Source organism: Armatimonas sp. (assembly GCF_031410135.1).
Classification (GTDB): domain Bacteria; phylum Armatimonadota; class Armatimonadia; order Armatimonadales; family Armatimonadaceae; genus Armatimonas.
Genome location: NZ_JANNYP010000297.1, coordinates 1 through 15,142, shown reverse-complemented (window position 1 = coordinate 15,142; position 15,142 = coordinate 1). Strand labels below are relative to the sequence as shown.

The 15,142-nt window shown below is 55.6% G+C and carries 16 protein-coding genes; 5 read left to right on the top strand and 11 right to left on the bottom strand.

The features are described 5' to 3' along the window. Nucleotides 1-96: 96 nt before the first annotated feature. From RMO15_RS10825 to RMO15_RS10815, 3 genes are all read right to left on the bottom strand, one after another. The gene (locus tag RMO15_RS10825) at nucleotides 97-1,035 is read right to left on the bottom strand and encodes a hypothetical protein (RefSeq protein WP_309711864.1); all 939 of its coding nucleotides are present in this window, start codon (nucleotides 1,033-1,035) and stop codon (nucleotides 97-99) included. Nucleotides 1,036-1,221: 186 nt separating this feature from the next. Next, a complete protein-coding gene (locus RMO15_RS10820; RefSeq protein ID WP_309711861.1) occupies nucleotides 1,222-2,403 on the bottom strand; it encodes an MBOAT family O-acyltransferase in 1,182 nt (393 codons plus the stop codon). A gap of 40 nt (nucleotides 2,404-2,443) precedes the next feature. Then, complete coding sequence (locus RMO15_RS10815) at nucleotides 2,444-2,971, bottom strand: hypothetical protein (protein WP_309711858.1); 528 nt, start codon at nucleotides 2,969-2,971, stop codon at nucleotides 2,444-2,446. A gap of 31 nt (nucleotides 2,972-3,002) precedes the next feature. Here RMO15_RS10815 and RMO15_RS10810 point away from each other — a divergent pair, with 31 nt between their 5' ends. Further along, entirely contained in the window at nucleotides 3,003-4,028 is a 1,026-nt protein-coding gene (locus RMO15_RS10810) for a serine hydrolase domain-containing protein (RefSeq protein ID WP_309711856.1), read from the top strand. Nucleotides 4,029-4,031: 3 nt separating this feature from the next. Here the strand turns inward: RMO15_RS10810 and RMO15_RS10805 are convergent, their stop codons facing one another. Together RMO15_RS10805 and RMO15_RS10800 are read right to left on the bottom strand one after the other, a co-directional pair. After that, nucleotides 4,032-5,741, bottom strand: coding sequence for a hypothetical protein (locus tag RMO15_RS10805; protein ID WP_309711853.1), 1,710 nt, complete (start codon nucleotides 5,739-5,741; stop codon nucleotides 4,032-4,034). A gap of 30 nt (nucleotides 5,742-5,771) precedes the next feature. Beyond that, nucleotides 5,772-6,347 (bottom strand): hypothetical protein, encoded by a 576-nt coding sequence (locus RMO15_RS10800; RefSeq protein WP_309711850.1) that lies wholly within the window; start codon nucleotides 6,345-6,347, stop codon nucleotides 5,772-5,774. Between the two features lie 197 nt (nucleotides 6,348-6,544). Between RMO15_RS10800 and RMO15_RS10795 the strand changes: the two genes are divergently transcribed. Next, nucleotides 6,545-6,988 carry a hypothetical protein gene (locus tag RMO15_RS10795; protein WP_309711848.1) on the top strand — a complete coding sequence of 148 codons (444 nt, stop codon included), beginning with the start codon at nucleotides 6,545-6,547 and terminating at the stop codon, nucleotides 6,986-6,988. A 70-nt stretch (nucleotides 6,989-7,058) separates the two neighbouring features. On the opposite strand, the gene RMO15_RS10790 is transcribed toward RMO15_RS10795, so the two are convergent. Both RMO15_RS10790 and ilvD read right to left on the bottom strand, forming a co-directional pair. Next, a complete protein-coding gene (locus RMO15_RS10790) occupies nucleotides 7,059-7,568 on the bottom strand; it encodes a hypothetical protein (RefSeq protein WP_309711845.1) in 510 nt (169 codons plus the stop codon). 89 nt (nucleotides 7,569-7,657) lie between these two features. After that, the gene (gene ilvD / locus RMO15_RS10785) at nucleotides 7,658-9,331 is read right to left on the bottom strand and encodes a dihydroxy-acid dehydratase (protein WP_309711843.1); all 1,674 of its coding nucleotides are present in this window, start codon (nucleotides 9,329-9,331) and stop codon (nucleotides 7,658-7,660) included. A gap of 116 nt (nucleotides 9,332-9,447) precedes the next feature. On the opposite strand from ilvD, the gene RMO15_RS10780 reads away from it, so the two are divergent. Beyond that, nucleotides 9,448-10,026, top strand: coding sequence for a hypothetical protein (locus RMO15_RS10780; RefSeq protein ID WP_309711840.1), 579 nt, complete (start codon nucleotides 9,448-9,450; stop codon nucleotides 10,024-10,026). Here the strand turns inward: RMO15_RS10780 and RMO15_RS10775 are convergent. The 4 genes from RMO15_RS10775 to RMO15_RS10760 form a co-directional block, all read right to left on the bottom strand. Then, nucleotides 10,016-10,669 (bottom strand): methyltransferase domain-containing protein, encoded by a 654-nt coding sequence (locus RMO15_RS10775; RefSeq protein ID WP_309711837.1) that lies wholly within the window; start codon nucleotides 10,667-10,669, stop codon nucleotides 10,016-10,018. The genes RMO15_RS10780 and RMO15_RS10775 overlap by 11 nt on opposite strands. Beyond that, nucleotides 10,659-11,084 (bottom strand): hypothetical protein, encoded by a 426-nt coding sequence (locus RMO15_RS10770; protein WP_309711834.1) that lies wholly within the window; start codon nucleotides 11,082-11,084, stop codon nucleotides 10,659-10,661. Before RMO15_RS10770 ends, RMO15_RS10775 begins: the two co-directional genes overlap by 11 nt. A 71-nt stretch (nucleotides 11,085-11,155) precedes the next feature. Continuing rightward, nucleotides 11,156-12,577, bottom strand: coding sequence for an aldehyde dehydrogenase family protein (locus RMO15_RS10765; RefSeq protein ID WP_309711831.1), 1,422 nt, complete (start codon nucleotides 12,575-12,577; stop codon nucleotides 11,156-11,158). 155 nt (nucleotides 12,578-12,732) lie between these two features. Then, on the bottom strand, nucleotides 12,733-13,905 hold the full coding sequence (locus RMO15_RS10760; RefSeq protein WP_309711828.1) for a PQQ-binding-like beta-propeller repeat protein: 1,173 nt from the start codon (nucleotides 13,903-13,905) through the stop codon (nucleotides 12,733-12,735). Between the two features lie 28 nt (nucleotides 13,906-13,933). On the opposite strand from RMO15_RS10760, the gene RMO15_RS10755 reads away from it, so the two are divergent. Both RMO15_RS10755 and RMO15_RS10750 read left to right on the top strand, forming a co-directional pair. Beyond that, nucleotides 13,934-14,398, top strand: coding sequence for a GNAT family N-acetyltransferase (locus tag RMO15_RS10755; protein ID WP_309711826.1), 465 nt, complete (start codon nucleotides 13,934-13,936; stop codon nucleotides 14,396-14,398). 19 nt (nucleotides 14,399-14,417) lie between these two features. Continuing rightward, the gene (locus RMO15_RS10750) at nucleotides 14,418-14,888 is read left to right on the top strand and encodes a DUF1579 domain-containing protein (RefSeq protein ID WP_309711824.1); all 471 of its coding nucleotides are present in this window, start codon (nucleotides 14,418-14,420) and stop codon (nucleotides 14,886-14,888) included. Nucleotides 14,889-15,142 lie beyond the last annotated feature (254 nt).

The following is a 15,142-nucleotide window of genomic DNA, read 5'->3' as shown; positions in this document are numbered from 1 at the left end:
TGAACAGCAGGTCCCTGAATGGCGGGAGATGTCCCCCCCGGCCCCGATCCAGGCATACTCATCTTACGTTTTTCTCCTATACCATCAGTTCGCCACTCAATGTGTAAAACCCTCTGTTACTTGCCCTTGTAGTACTTTGGCTAGACGATCACTGAAACGACGAGCTCCTTTCTCATTCAAATGAACCACATCTTTGAAATCGTGATCATCAATCCAATCAGATGCATCTAGACAATGAATATGCTTCTTCTTTAATAAATCAAATAGATAGCTCCGATACTGGATCCATTGTGCTGTTTCATAATATTTATGGCGGTGTTGACTAGGCAGAGGCATCAAAACAAACCAAGATTCAGTACTAGAAAAATTAAGATCCGTTATAAATGACTCAATAGGATTATTTAACATAATTGGATTCATACATTTCTGTAAAAAATCAATTCTATTTTGTTCCAGCGCTGCAAAATCTGCCACACGACCAAATGAATTTTCTTCTTGAACAGGCATTTGCCATTGTCCGAGTTTGCGGCGCAGAAGTTCAACCTTGAGCCAGATTTGTTTACGCTCTACCAAAGCAGGAAAAGGCGCAATGACCTCCAGCAACCAAGCAGAATCGCCATATATTGATTTAGCTAACTTAGGTTGAATAAGATATGATATAGTTCTATTGCCTACCAAATCATCCCATCCTCCATGGATACTATCAGTAAGCATAGTATCTATAAATCCATAGATAACTCGACGTGGTTTTTTAGTTGAGGCAAGACGCCAAATCAGGTAGTGTTCTCCCGGGCCAGAGTAGCCAAGACCAGCGTTAAGGGCAGGAGAATCCCAAGAGAGTAATTCAGGAACAATCCCAGCTACAATTAGGGAATGCCCTAAAAATAGTGAAGCACCTTGTGGTATTTTTTCGACTTTCTGGATATGCTGACGCGCTATAGAATTTCGAGTAGCATATCTCACACCCTCATTTATTAAAAAAAGGCAAAGTAAAAAAATTAGAAATTGTATCAATAAAAAATTAAATCGCTTCATACTATTCTAAAAATCAATATAAATAAATTTTGAAGACTGGCCTGAAAAAATAAGAATTATCAATACCATAATACCCCACCATAACCCGCATAAAGGAGATTCAAGTGATATCTTTTTCGAAAAAAGAAAAAAATATTCTCTTTTACCACCTAAAAATTCAATAAAAACACTAATTCCCATATATTATTACAACTTTCCTATAAAGAGAGATCTAAAATAAAAAATTACGGTAGACATGTCCATTACGAAGAATGCCCATCCTATGTTAACACTGATAAAGGTCAGTATCCAACCAACTAAACGTGTCAGTAAGGTATCAGGCCAGGGCCTACCATACTCACTCCATAGACGATGTAAAACTAGCAATACCCCATGCCAAAGCCCCCAAATAACAAAATTAAGACCTGCACCATGCCAAATCCCACTCACAAGCATAACCAACAAAATATTCCTATATATCGAGAACTTTGTGCCACGAGAACCGCCCAGTGGTATAAAGACATAGTCTACAAGCCACTTGTAAAGTGAGATATGCCAGTGTCGCCAAAAGTCAGTTATGTTAGTTCGTGCATAAGGCCAGTCAAAATTCTCAGGGATTTTAATCCCAAAAAGTCGTCCAGAGCCAATTGCAATATCTGAATAAGCAGAAAAATCCACGTAAATCTTTATTCCATAAGCAAATAGCCACAATAATAAAATAGGAGGGCGTGCTAATGCAATATCTTTTACATTTAAATGATCTGTCAGACAAGTCAGGAAATCTGCAATCGCGAATTTCTTGGCAAGACCATAGAGAATTCTCGTAATTCCACGATTCCAATCTTTGTTAATATCTGTGCTCGGGTTTCGAAGGCACTCAACAAAATCAGAAAAGCGTTTTATAGGCCCAGCAATCATAGTAGGGAAGAAAAATATAAACGCTAAATATTCTCCAAGAGTACCTTTTTCGACTTTCCCTTTATAGCGATCCACAGCAAAATGAATAAATTCAAATGTAAAAAACGAAATACCTAACGGAAGGAATTGTTTTTCCCAATGAATTGGATTCTTCTTCATGCCAAAAATTAATAAGTCAGTTGCAAAATTCCAATATTTAAAAATAAAAAGTATTAGTATACTAATACATATACCTAATCGGCAAAAAATATTTCCTTTTTTGTAAAATCTACTAAAAAAAGACTCCCATACCAGGATAAAAACACAAAACGCACCAAAAACACCACCGACAGCAGTAACGGAAAAATATATATAAAATAATATACCTGACAATGCGCAAATCCAAGGGCGTATGTTTGGTTTGGCAAAACGAAATACTATGGATGCGGGAATTAGAAAAAGCACATAGTATGCAAGTGTGTTGAATATCATTACAAGATTCAGATTAAACGTTTTTCAGGATTAGTACTATCTACCCCCGCTGGCCGAACTCGTAGGCGGGATCTACTTCATCGTTGCCGGTGGGGGCAGGGATGGTGACTTCACTTTTATAGTCTGGCTTGGGCGCAACTTTATTCAGCTGAGTGTCCATCTGGTGCGCTAGCTCTGTGAGTTTGGTGGGATCTGGCGTCTCACTAGGCAATTTCAGAGCAGGAATCAGCGCTCCCAGTTCAGCGGTATTAGCGGCCTGGGCTTGCTGGGCCGTTTCCAGGTGAAGGGCGGCGGTTTTCAGCTGCTCCTGTGCGATTCCATAGTTGCGCTGGGCGATGGCCTCAAGTGACAAGTCCAGAAGGCGGCGCGCTTCGAGCTGGTGCATCAAGGCGATATCGGCAAAGCGCGCCAGCTCGGAGGCGCGTAGGTTTCGCCGGTTGATCTTAAGCTCCTGGGTGAGTGTCTGGAGCTTCTTGGTCTGGGAGCGCATCCCACTTCCGTAGGCAATTCCCAGAACAAAGAGCGAGCCGGTCACTAAAATCGTCCACTGAACCCTATTGAATCCCATAATAGTGCTATCGTACCGTAGAATACCCCTTATGGAAAGAGCGCGAGCCGTGCTTTTGCGGGGAATTGAGCAGAGGGCGATGCCCGGTGCAGTGGTGTGTGTGCGTCGCCGGGGTGAGACTCTCTGGCACGAAGCACTGGGAACAACGGAGGGCACTACGGCAACGACACTCAGCACACTCTACGACCTTGCGAGTATCACCAAGCCTCTGGCGATGGCCTCCAGCATGAGTGCTCTACTGGAGCAGGGCGATGTCGCACTGAGCACGCCGCTGACGAACTTTCTGCCGGATGCACCCCACCTCAAAAGTGCGACGGTGGGTCACTTGCTCACCCACACCTCGGGCCTCCCTGCCTGGATCGCGTGCTACAAAGACGAAGGCAATGGGCTGGAAGCCGCTGTTCGTGCGATCTTAACGCTTGAGCTTCGGGGCGCTCCTAGCACCCACTACGAGTACTCCTGCCTCAACTACATCTTGCTTGCCAGGCTTCTGGAGAGCATCACGGGCACGTACCTAGACCGATTCGCCGAGCAACATGTCTTTGCCCCGCTCGGCCTCGCCGATACCCTCACGTTTCATCCCAATCCCACCGACTGCGCCCCAACTATTTCGCAAGAAGGCCCCCGCTCGGGTGAAGCTCTTACCGGAGTGGTGCATGATGGCAACGCACGAGCGATTACGGCGGAGGGAAGCTCAGTGTCGGGCAATGCAGGGCTCTTTGGCACCGCTGAAGCCGTCGCACGCTTTGGCGAGGCGATTCTTCATGGTGGGCTCTTTGGCTCCCCTACCCGCCAGCGCTGGCTCACCCCCCAGTCCACGCCGCCGGGACACACCCTCGGGTTTTTCTGCAAGCCCAATGGCCTCACGCCCAGCGGCGAGCTCCTCTCCGACCGGGCGGTGGGACACTCTGGCTTCACCGGCACCGCGCTTGTTCTCGACCCCGAAACGGGCTGTGTGATCTCCCTTCTCACCAACGCCGTCTATCTGGACAACACAAAAACCGAGTTTCTGCCTCTACGACGACGCTTTATGAATGCCATTGCGGGAGCGCTGTAGCGCCTACTTCTCCCCAAAGAAAGCCCGATCATCCTCCACACAAGCCCGAAATTCCACCCGAAGCCGGGCTTCTTGCGTTGCTGTCGCGTGTACCTGCCAGGCATAAACAAGCGTCAGCACCAGCGCCACCGGCAAGGCACAGCGCCCCAGTCCACGCGCCACCCCAAACGATACGGGGACACGCTTCACCCGACTAATTAGAGCCAGAACCGGCGCGAGAGCGAGAAGTGGCGCAAGTGTCGGCAGCGCGAAAAAGACGCGGTAGCTCACATCGTCCCAGAGCACTTTCCACCAGGGAATCGGATCACTCTCCGCTTGTGAGAGGCATCCTTCGCACAAAACAAAGCGCCCGACATAGGCCTGAACCGTCTCCTGCGTCCCCCAGATTGCCAAGACCCCGATCAAGAGCACCTGCCCCACACCCACGAGAGCTGCCAGGGCCAGCCCCGCTTCTTGCCAGCGCTTTCCACGCTCTGTGCTGCGCCATACCTGCCAGATCGCAAAAAGCCCGACAAGCCACGAGGTGACCAGCGAGCCTTTCTCCAACCAGACTTGGTCGTCGCCCAGTCCTGCCCGCCAGGCCAATAATGGAGCCACTCCCAGCGCCAACCAGAGCCCGAAGCGGGTGCCGGGACGAGCTGACTTGCCTCGGCTTAGTTTCGCGAGCAGGGCAAAAAAGGCCCCCAGTAAAACCGTCGCGAGTAAGTCTCCGAGTAAAAAGAGACTTGCTTGCCACTGTCCCACCAACGGGAAGTGGTTATCCGATGGATAAGAACGTTTTCCTAGCTCCGCCATGACAGTATCATTACGTGCGAAGACCTTCTCCAGTGCCACTGCTTCCTCTGTTCCCCAGAGCTTTCTATGCGCCATAAGCTGATCGTGACAGCGAGTACGATTTTTTTCCTCAGAAGTGCCTGTGTAGGTCTTGGGAAGCCCTCCGCCCGGTCGAGTCGCCGCAATCTGCGTGATCGCACTTCCGCAGCGTGTTGATGTCGCACAGTTGCCCTGCTCACGTATTCGTTCCCCGAGGGCGCGTAGGTCATGGCGAATCACAAGGCCCGCCGCTAAATCACCCGCAAGCTCTTTCTTTGCTGCCAGCACCGTCACAATGCGTGTGAGGGTACGAAGCTGGGAGAAATGTGGCAGAATCAGGCTGTTCGTTACCTGCACATCGGCAAGAGCACTGTGTTTTCCCTGGACTTGCTCCAATTGATCTAGCCACGCAAGTATTTCCTCCCGCGTGTAGTCCTCCCAGCGGGGGCACTGCGCGGCCTGATGCAGTGCAATGAGCGCTTGCTCATCACTGCGGGTGCTGAGCAGGGCGACCGCACGAAGAGCGGGAAAGAAGGCATTATTAGGGTCGCACTGAGTTCCCTGTTTCGTCAGTTCCAGAACCTCGTAGAGAGAAAACTCTGTGGAGATCGTCGTTGTAGTACTGGCCCGGTGCCGAGGATCGAGAAAGCTCTCTTCATCGTCGCGACGCAGCTTTAGTTTTTCCTCGCAGAGCTTGCGTAGCTGTCGGGCAACCTCGCCTGCCTCACTGAGCTTGGGAGGCGTTTTGGGGCCTTCCAGCGACTGGATCAATGCAACGCCTTGTCCGCCAAACGCGGCCTGGGCTTGCTGGCGCACCAGCCAGCCGGTCTTGGGGTGGAGGGCGAGTCCGGTCAAGAGCAGAGCTACCAAGGCAAAACAGAGCCAGGAAAATCGTCTCATGCTACTCTAACGCAGAGCGGCATGGATTGGTTACGGGCGAGCGACGACTAGGAGCAGGCAGGTGCAGAGTAGAGAGAGGGAGAAAGCGACTGGTAGTGAGAGTGCGGCCAGACCGGTCAGGACACTGGTGGCAGGTGCTTCGCCGCGCCGACGGCCATTGACCACGAGGGCCAGCATCCCTGCGGCAAGGGGGAAGAGAAGTAAGACACCACTAAGGCCACCCTCAAGTCGGCTTCCTCCGATGAGCTGTGCGGCTCCTGCCCCCCACCACGCCGCACTTCCCACCAGCAAGAGCAGAAGTGCAGCTTGAACTGAGGCACGAGGGCTCGTCCCCACCCAGAGCGACGGGCGGCTGAGAACTACTCCCGCCACACCCCCACAGAGCGTCGTGCCTACAAGTGCGACAAGTGCCCAGGTGGCCAGAAGAAGGAGTGAGCCTGAGGTGACACTACCCGCCACCGTCAGAGGAGGAGCGGGCTGCCAGAGGGCAGCGGCGACGATCCCCTGCAGCAGTGCCCGTAGCAACCAGCTGGTCTGTGGTAGAACCATGAGTCCTGCCAGTAACCCCCCCGCCAGCCCTAGTCCTAGTTTACGTGTCTGTGTCACATACTAGAATTTGGCATGGCTTGATTTCCACACAACCGTCAAACTACCAGTTCTATTAATATACTAGCAGTCCTAACATTAAACATTTAATCCCTATAATTCTAAAAATCAGCATTTAATTTAGTTTAAAACATAAGAAGCAAGTATTTTTATAGAATTGAAGGTTTTTTATCTAAGTGAAGTCTGAAAAAGTGATCATGAAAAAAATCCACTTTTCACTCTTCGTCCTGCTCCTACTGAGCGGCTGTGGTGGCACCGATGTGAGTGGTTACCGAACCTTGCCTCTGGATCAAGATGTCACGCTACGAGTCGGGGAGAAAGTCGGTCTGGCAGGCGATAGTGTCACGGAGCTGGAGTTCAAGCGTATCCGCGATGACAACCGCTGCCCTGTCAATGCCGACTGTATCTGGGCGGGCACTGCGTTTCTGGATGCCGAGCTTCATAAAAGCCCCTTCTCCCTTACGGACGATGCCCCAGAGCCAGAGAGCTTCTCAGTGGAGTGGCTCAAAGATGCCACCACAGTTCTCACGGTACGCCCTCGCTACAAAATCGCGTTTGTCCGCCTCAGCCCCGAGGCACAGCTAGGAAAGACCATCGCGCAGGGTGACTACCGCATCACACTTCGACTGACGCGGCTGTAAGCGCCCCATGGAATGAGGCGTCTGCGGTGGCGTCGTTCCTCCGCCGCAAAGCCCGTACCGGGCTGGGTTGTTAAGCTGGGATGGCAAAGACGACCAAACGGCCTTCAGGCCACTTTCCTGACCAGCCACAGGGGAAATAGCCTGCTTGGTAGGCTTGAAAAATACGCTCATAGAACTCAGACTCTTGGCCGCGCAAGGCGCGGCTTAGGGCACATTCCACAAAATCCTGGTGCATGTCGTAAGCAAACTCCCGAAACGCTTCGGGGAATTGCTGAGCCATTTGCTTCCCAGAAGGAAACTGGGCCTTGAGTTTCTGCTCTAGTAGCTCTCCCTCCGGATGCGCCCACATCACACCCCATAGTTTTTTCAGCTCATTTTCGCGCACCCACTTCCACTCACAAAATCCCCGGCGGAGCAGTGAGTGATTCTTAGAGAAATTGTGTTTCTGATTCCCCCACCAGAGGCCGAGATACTCTTCGTTTGTCTCCACCAAAAACGCGTTTTCAGGCAAAGGTATTGGTGAGGGAAATGCAAGATCCTCCGCAAAATGAACGACTGCTTCGGCAAGTTCGCGAGACATATCTGTTAAAACTCCTAGCCCGGCACGGGCTTTGCGGCGCCTGCGCCATTGCAGACGCCGCTTTCAATCGGCGGCTAATCCGTCGGCGCTTAGTCGGTAACGGCTCCGACGCTGGCAGTGGAGACGAGCTTGGCGTATTTTGCCAGCACGCCTCTTGTGTAGCGTGGGGCGGGTGGCTGCCAGGCGGCGCGGCGTTTTTCTAGTTCCGCATCATCTACATTCAGCGTGAGCGAGAGGGTGGTGGCGTCTATCGTGATGCTATCGCCTTCCTCTACCAGACCAATCGTGCCCCCGACGGCGGCTTCTGGGGCGACATGCCCTACAACCAGGCCGTAGGTGCCGCCGCTAAATCTACCGTCGGTGATGAGGCCGACGGAGTCGCCGAGGCCCGCGCCGATAATCGCGGAGGTTGGGGCCAGCATCTCGCGCATGCCAGGGCCGCCTTTGGGGCCTTCGTAGCGGATCACCAGCACATCGCCGGGGTTGATCTTGCCGTCGAGAATGGCGGTAAGGCTGGCCTCCTCGCTCTCAAAGACGCGCGCGGGGCCGGTGATCTTGGGCGACTTGACACCCGTGATCTTGGCGACCGCGCCTTCGGTGGCCAGATTCCCGCGCAGGATCGCAAGATGGCCCTGGGCGTAGATAGGCTTGTCTATCGTGCGGATAATATCTTGATCTGAAGGCGGTGCATCGGGGATATCTGCTAGGGTATCGGCGATGGTCTGGCCGGTGATGGTGAGGCAGTCGCCGTGGAGCAGGCCCGCGTTGAGGAGCAACTTCATCACCTGCGGGACACCGCCAACATGATGGAAGTCATTGGCGAGGTACTTACCGCTGGGCTTGAGGTCGCAGAGTACGGGAATGCGCTGGCGAATCTCCTCGAAGTCATCAATAGTGAGCGGCACCTCGGCGGCATGGGCTATCGCCAGTAGGTGCAGAACAGCGTTGGTTGAGCCGCCCGTAGCCATGACAACCGCGATCGCGTTTTCGAACGCCTTGCGGGTCATGATCTGGCGCGGGAGAAGCTGTTTTTTAATGGCCTCCACCAGCACGCGGCCACTCTCGGCGGCGCTCTCGGCCTTTTCAGGGTCTACGGCGGCCATGGTCGAGCTATGCGACAGGCTCATGCCCATCGCCTCAATGGCGCTACTCATCGTGTTGGCGGTGTACATCCCCCCACACGAGCCCGCGCCGGGGATCGCGTGGCACTCAATCCCCCGTAGCTCCTCGTCGTCCATCTTGCTCGCCGAGTGCGCGCCCACGGCCTCAAAGACGCTGACAATATTCAGATCGCGGCCCCGGAACTTCCCAGCCTTGATCGTCCCGCCGTAGACAAAGATCGCCGGGACATTCATCCGCGCAATCCCGATCATCGCGCCAGGCATATTTTTATCACAGCCACCAATGGTCAGTACCGCGTCCATCGACTGCGCCATCACCGCCGTCTCGATACTATCGGCGATGACTTCGCGGCTGACGAGGCTGTACTTCATGCCCTCGGTGCCCATCGAGATGCCGTCACTGACCGTGATCGTCCCAAAGGTCTGCGGCATTCCCCCGGCCTCACGAATCGCCGCCTCAGCACGCTCGGCAAGGGGACGAATTCCCATGTTGCAGGGCGTGATGGTCGAGTGGGCACTGGCGATCCCGACAATGGGTTTCTCAAAATCCCCATCGCCAAAGCCGACGGCACGGAGCATGGAGCGGTTCGGGGCGCGCTGGACGCCCTCGGTGATAATGCGACTACGCGAGTTCAAAGGCACAGTTAAAAAAATCCTCCAGGATTATTCTATCGCGGCACGGCGTAAACACTGTGCCGCCTGCGGCTGCAAACACCTAATTTCAAACAGCCTCTCCATTAACGCAGGTATAATGGGTCATGTCACAGCCGATCTCACGCCGAAAACTGGCGACTCTCGCCTCCGGGCTTTTTGTTGCGTCCCACGCCTCTGCTCAGACCACGCCTGAGGGCGGCCCCATCGAAGCGCCGTTTGCTCGGGACTACGACGCTCCCAAGTTCAAGCCGGGCTGGAAGAAGCCACAGGTGAACCGTCAGCTGGCGCAGGACTTTGTCATCTACGCCCACTCAGACTTAGACATGGTCAAGAAGCTCCTAGAGAAAGAGCCCGGTCTGCTCAACGCCCAGATCGACTGGGGCGGCGGCGACTGGGAGTGTGCCTTGGGGGGCGCGTCCCACATGGGCCGCCGAGATATTGTCGAGTTCTTGCTAGAGCGTGGTGCACGCCCCGATCTCTTCTGCGCCACGATGCTCGGGCAGCTAGAGACGGTGAAAGCTTTCCTCACTCTCCAGCCCAAGATGATTGATACAAAAGGCCCCCACGGTTTCACGCTCCACTGGCACGCCCAGGTGGGCGGAAAAAACGCTGAAGCAGTGCTTGATTACCTGCAATCCATCAAGAAGCTGGAGCTCAAGCCCATTCCGTTTCTCAAAAAATAGCAGGTTTATAGTACGAGTTCACCCCCGGCTGGCCCGTGAAGTTGGGGGCATCGCGATCCTCGGCTCCGAGGTACTCAAGTGGCAGCGGCTGGCTCTTGGCTGTGCCCTCAATCAGGTGCCTGCGGGAATCGTAGCGCCAGCCGTGGTTTCGCAGAAGTGTGAGGAGCGTTCGCCGCTCCACGCCCTGGATATTGTCCAAGTCTAGGTGCCCCACCAAGCGGCCCGTCTCCGAGAGCAGCGTGGCGTACTGCGCCAGAATCCCCAGCTTATCGCCGAGGTAGTGGAGGCCATGGACACAAGTAATCAGCTCAAACGGCCCCTCCAGAGCGCACTCCCCCGCCGGACTCTCGATCAGTCGCAGGTGCGGAAACGCCTCGGCGCCGTCGGCAAAGAGCCCCACCAAGTCCACCCCAACAATCTCGATCCCCTGCTCCGTGCACAGCCCCGCCGCCTCGATCAGCGCCCGCCCAGAGCCACAGCACAGATCCAACCACCGAGCTGGACGCCGCGCCTCCAGCCACTCCAGCGGCGCAAACCCAAGGTCTTTAGCGTAGCTATTGGCCCCCGAAAGCCCCCGCTCCCGGTTCATCGTCGAGTTCGCGACCACCGAGGAGCGCGTCAGGGAGTTATCGTCAAGAAGCATCGCTTTCCTTTGTCGATACTTTTTGCTTGCGTATGCAATGCGGATTCTTGGCCTCTTCCAAGTGCTGCACCATGGAACGCAGACAGCTTGCGTCGTCTGGGTTGATCGTGTAACTTGACCGACTCAAGAAATCCAAAATTGCCTGCCGTAGCTCTTCCAATCGCTCCGTCTGGCGATCAAGCAACCAGCCGTTGAGGATCACATACCCTGTGTACCAGTAGTCGTAGCCCCGAGAGCGTCGTCGTCGTGGACGTTTGACCCAGAGTATGTGCACCCGCTTACCAACACGAAACTGAACCTCGGTACTCCCTCCATCGGCATAGCCTGTGGCGAAGAGGATTTCATCGATCTGCGTGACCCGAGGCTTCGTAAGCTTCCAGAGATTACTTCGCCACTTTGTAAGCAGTACTCTCATAACAGGCCCATTTATGGGTCTTGCCGTATCAGCGGGCCGCTTTAGCCGCCCGCTGATACGGTGCCACACGCCTACGCCCGCTGGAGCGAGCGGCGCTTGTAGAGGAACTCGAAGAGGTTGCCTTCGTGGGGCTGATCCCACGACGTGTGCATCGTGGAGATGGGGCCGAGGTTGAGGCGGTCAATCAGCGGGCAGTCGAAGAGCTGATCTATGAAAGCTTCGTCTTCGGTGATCGCCATGACGACCAGGGACGGGCCGATCTGGGCGAGCATCTCGCTCTGGGGCACTTCCACGACGCTGGCGTAGGGGAAGAGGTACTCTTTGTTGGAGAGCGGGTGCGAGAAGCTGTTGCAGTGGATGATCGTCGGGCGCAGGTAGGTGCTACCATCCAGCTCCACCAAGCGCTCGCCGGTGCGGTGCTTGGCGGTCATGTCTTCCGCCCCCGACGTTTTCAGGCCGTCGGTGACCGCGCCGTCCATCCACTCGGCCATCTTGGGGTTGGCAAAGCCGGAGAGCACGGCATCAGGATCGCTGGCGGGACGCGGCTCGATGGTGGCGAGCTTCTTAGCGAGTGCGTCGGCGATCTCGGCTCCGTACTTGGGAACGACCACGGCGCTGGCGTTGATACAGCTCCGCCCTCCGTTGTCAGCAATCGACGACGCGATGACATCGATAAACTCCGGCCAGTGCTCGATGCAGTCGTTGCCGATAAGCACCTTGCTCCAGCCGGGGCCATGAACACTCACGCCGGGGTTGCCCGCGTAGCGCTCGACCGTGGCCTGGTCGCCGAAGATAATCGCCCGCTTGCAGTGCTCCATCACGGCGGCGCTGCCCTCGTGGTCCGTCGGGTAGAAACTAAACGCCTCGGGGGGGGCACCGGCGGCGAGAAAGGCCTGAATAATCCGAAACGGAGTCCACGGCTCTTCGCGGCCTGGCTTGAGCACAATCGGAATCTTGAGGGCGATGCAGGGAATCCAGAGCGAGTTGACGCCCGGTGAGTTGCTCGGAAGCACGACGCCCAGTGCCTCGGTGGTGGCATAGTAGCTCACGGGAACCCCGTTTTGCTCGCCGTAGCCGTTATCCAGAACATCTAAGGGCATTCCACGCGTCAGGCCCTTGAGAATGGTCGGCATCTGGGTGAAGACCTGATTGATCTTGGCCATGTTGCGGCGGATCATCACGTGCGGCAGGCCGCTGGTGGCGGCAAGCTGCGCGATGTAGTCGTCGGGGGTCTGCACTTGGCCGTCGCCGAGGGGCAGCGCGGACTCCATAAAGTGCTTTCCGGCCTCAGCGCTGATCTCCAAGAGCCGCTCCATCGGAATGTCCCGTAGGCACTCGCGCGAGGGCTTGCGCAGATCACGGCGGATCACGCCAGCATTGACCTGCCCCACATGGGCGACAATCTCGCCGCTCTTGACGCTCTTGAGCTCGGTACGCTCTAGACTCTCATACACCTGGCCCCGACGAAGCGTCGGCAGATACGGCAATGACATGTTTTGATTCCTTTAATGTTCCGGCCGATTGGAACGGCCAGACTGTAGAGCCTGCGGCTACAAAGGCCGTTCCGGCCATACCAAATGCAGAGTTTTATGGGCGGCACGTCCTTCGTAGCTTTAGCTATCCAGCACCGCCGTTCCAATCGGCGGTGTTACTTCCCGCCCACCGCAGTGAGATGGCTCAGGGTGCGCAGGTAGAGTGTCTTCTCGCCAAAGGCAGGAGTGGCGTTGGTGATCTCTCCCAAATCGCGCCGAGCCAGAAGCTTGAAGGTCTTCTCGGCGGCAATCACGATCAGCTCGCCTTTATTGCTCATCGCCCAGAGCTTCCCTTCACAAAACACGGGCGAGCCGTAGAAGTTCCCGCCCACGCGCTCCTGCCAGACCGTCTCCCCCGACTCGGGCTTGACGCAGTTCACGACCCCACCATCGCCCCAGAGAAAGAGCAGGTCGTTGGCATAGAGCGGGCAGGGGACATACGGCGTCCCACGCGTGAGCTTCCAGGCGACCTCAGGTTTTGCGCTCGCCGTGCCCGGCTTGAGTGCCACAAAGAGCCGACTGCCATTGCCCACACCGGTTCCTGCAAAGATCAGCCCACCTGCCACGACCGGGGAGCCGACGCAGCGGTAGGTAAAGAGCCCCGGTGTCTCCCAGAGCACTTTTCCCGTCTTGGCATCCACGCTGGTGATTCCCTGGAGCGTGCTACAAAAGAGCAGCTGCATCGGGGCGTTTTTCTCGGGCTGGTAGAGCGTCGGGACGGCGTAGGGGGCGTCTTTACTGGGCCGCTTCACCTCCCAGCGTGTCGCTCCCGTCTTTGCATCCAGCGCCAGCAGGCTCCCCGGCGCGTTCTCGGGCTCGCGGGAGAAGATCAGCATGCCATCGTGAAGAATAGAGGCGGATCCGCCCCCGTGCTGGGTAGGAAACTCGCCAAAGTCACGCCGCCAGACCTCTTTGCCCGCCAGCGTGTGCGCCACTACTACAAAGCTCTCGGGCGCGGGCCACGTTGAGTAGACCCGCTCCTTATCCACCGTAGGCGTCGCGCTAGCCGCCGTGTTCAGCTCGTGGGTGTGGTAGGCCTTGTAGTCAAAGCTCTGACGCCAGCGCTCTTTGCCTGTTTTTGTATCCAGACAGACCAAGTGCCGCTTGCCCGTCTCCCGCTGCGCCGCCGTCATAAACACCGACTCGCCCATCAGCACCGGCGATGAGTGCCCCTCGCCAGGCAGGGTCGCCTTCCAGCGAATGTCTTTGTCGGTAAAGTCCGCCGCAACCCCCGTTGGCAACCCGATCCCCGTGCCATTGGGTCCTCGAAACCGTGTCCAGTCTTGCATACCACCATTTTACCTGGCAAACTGAGTCGTGACGATTCGAATGGATGATTTACACGGCCCGGAGATTGCGCAACTTCTACAAGCGCACCTTGCAGACATGCGAGCCATCTCGCCGCCGGAGAGCGTCCATGCGCTGGATTTAGACGGCCTGCGCCAGCCCGAGATCACGTTCTGGACGCTCTGGGAGCAAGACCACCTCGCAGGATGTGTGGCCCTCAAAGAACTCACCCCACAGCACGGCGAGCTCAAGTCCATGCGCACTGCCGCCGCATTTCGCCGCCGTGGCGTCGCAACAAAGCTCCTTCAGCATGTCCTCGACGAAGCCCAGCGGCGCGGCTACCAGCGCGTCAGCCTAGAAACTGGCACACAGCCGTTCTTTACGCCCGCCCACCAGCTCTATTCCCGCTTCGGATTTGCGCCCTGCGGCCCGTTTGGCAGCTACCAAGAAGACCCTAACAGCATTTTCATGACACGACTTTCCGGGGTGCGTTGAGTTGCCGTAGTAACGAGCTATGAACGTAGGAAAAGATCTCCTCAAATCCCTCATTGGCTCATGGGAAGGCACCTGCCGTACCTGGTTTGAGCCCGACGAGCTCGCCGATGAATCTCAGGTCAAGGGCACGATTCGTCCTCTACTGGGTGAGCTGTTTGTCCGTCATGAGTATGTCGGAGCGATCCAGGGCAAGCCACGCCACGGGGATGAGACCATCGCGTTTAACTCCGTGACGAAGAAATTCCAAATCTCTTGGGTAGACGATTTCCACATGAGCTACGCGATCATGTTCTCTGAAGGCGACGCGACGGCAAATGGGTTTATCGTGAAAGGCCACTACGATGTTGGCCCCGATACCCCACCCTGGGGCTGGAACACGACCTTTGAGCTACTCGATGAAGACCACCTCACGATCACTGCCTACAACATTACTCCCGAGGGGCAAGAAGCAAAGGCCGTGGAGACAACCTACGCCCGAGTCAAGCCATGAATCCCTCCCTAGAGATATAATCAGCACATGCGCTCTCCTATAGCCCTGCTCTCTCTCCTGCTACTCGTGCTTGTCGGTTGCCATGCGAGCGCACCACCCCCAACTCCGCTAACTATAGTGGTCCAGGAAAATCGGACAGTCGGACGGGCTTTTCTAAGAAATTCGGAAAGCCAAAATAGACACCATGAGAAAGCAACATAGCCCCGCCTTCAAAGCTAAGCTCGTCCTGGAGGCACTACGCGAAACAAAGCCAC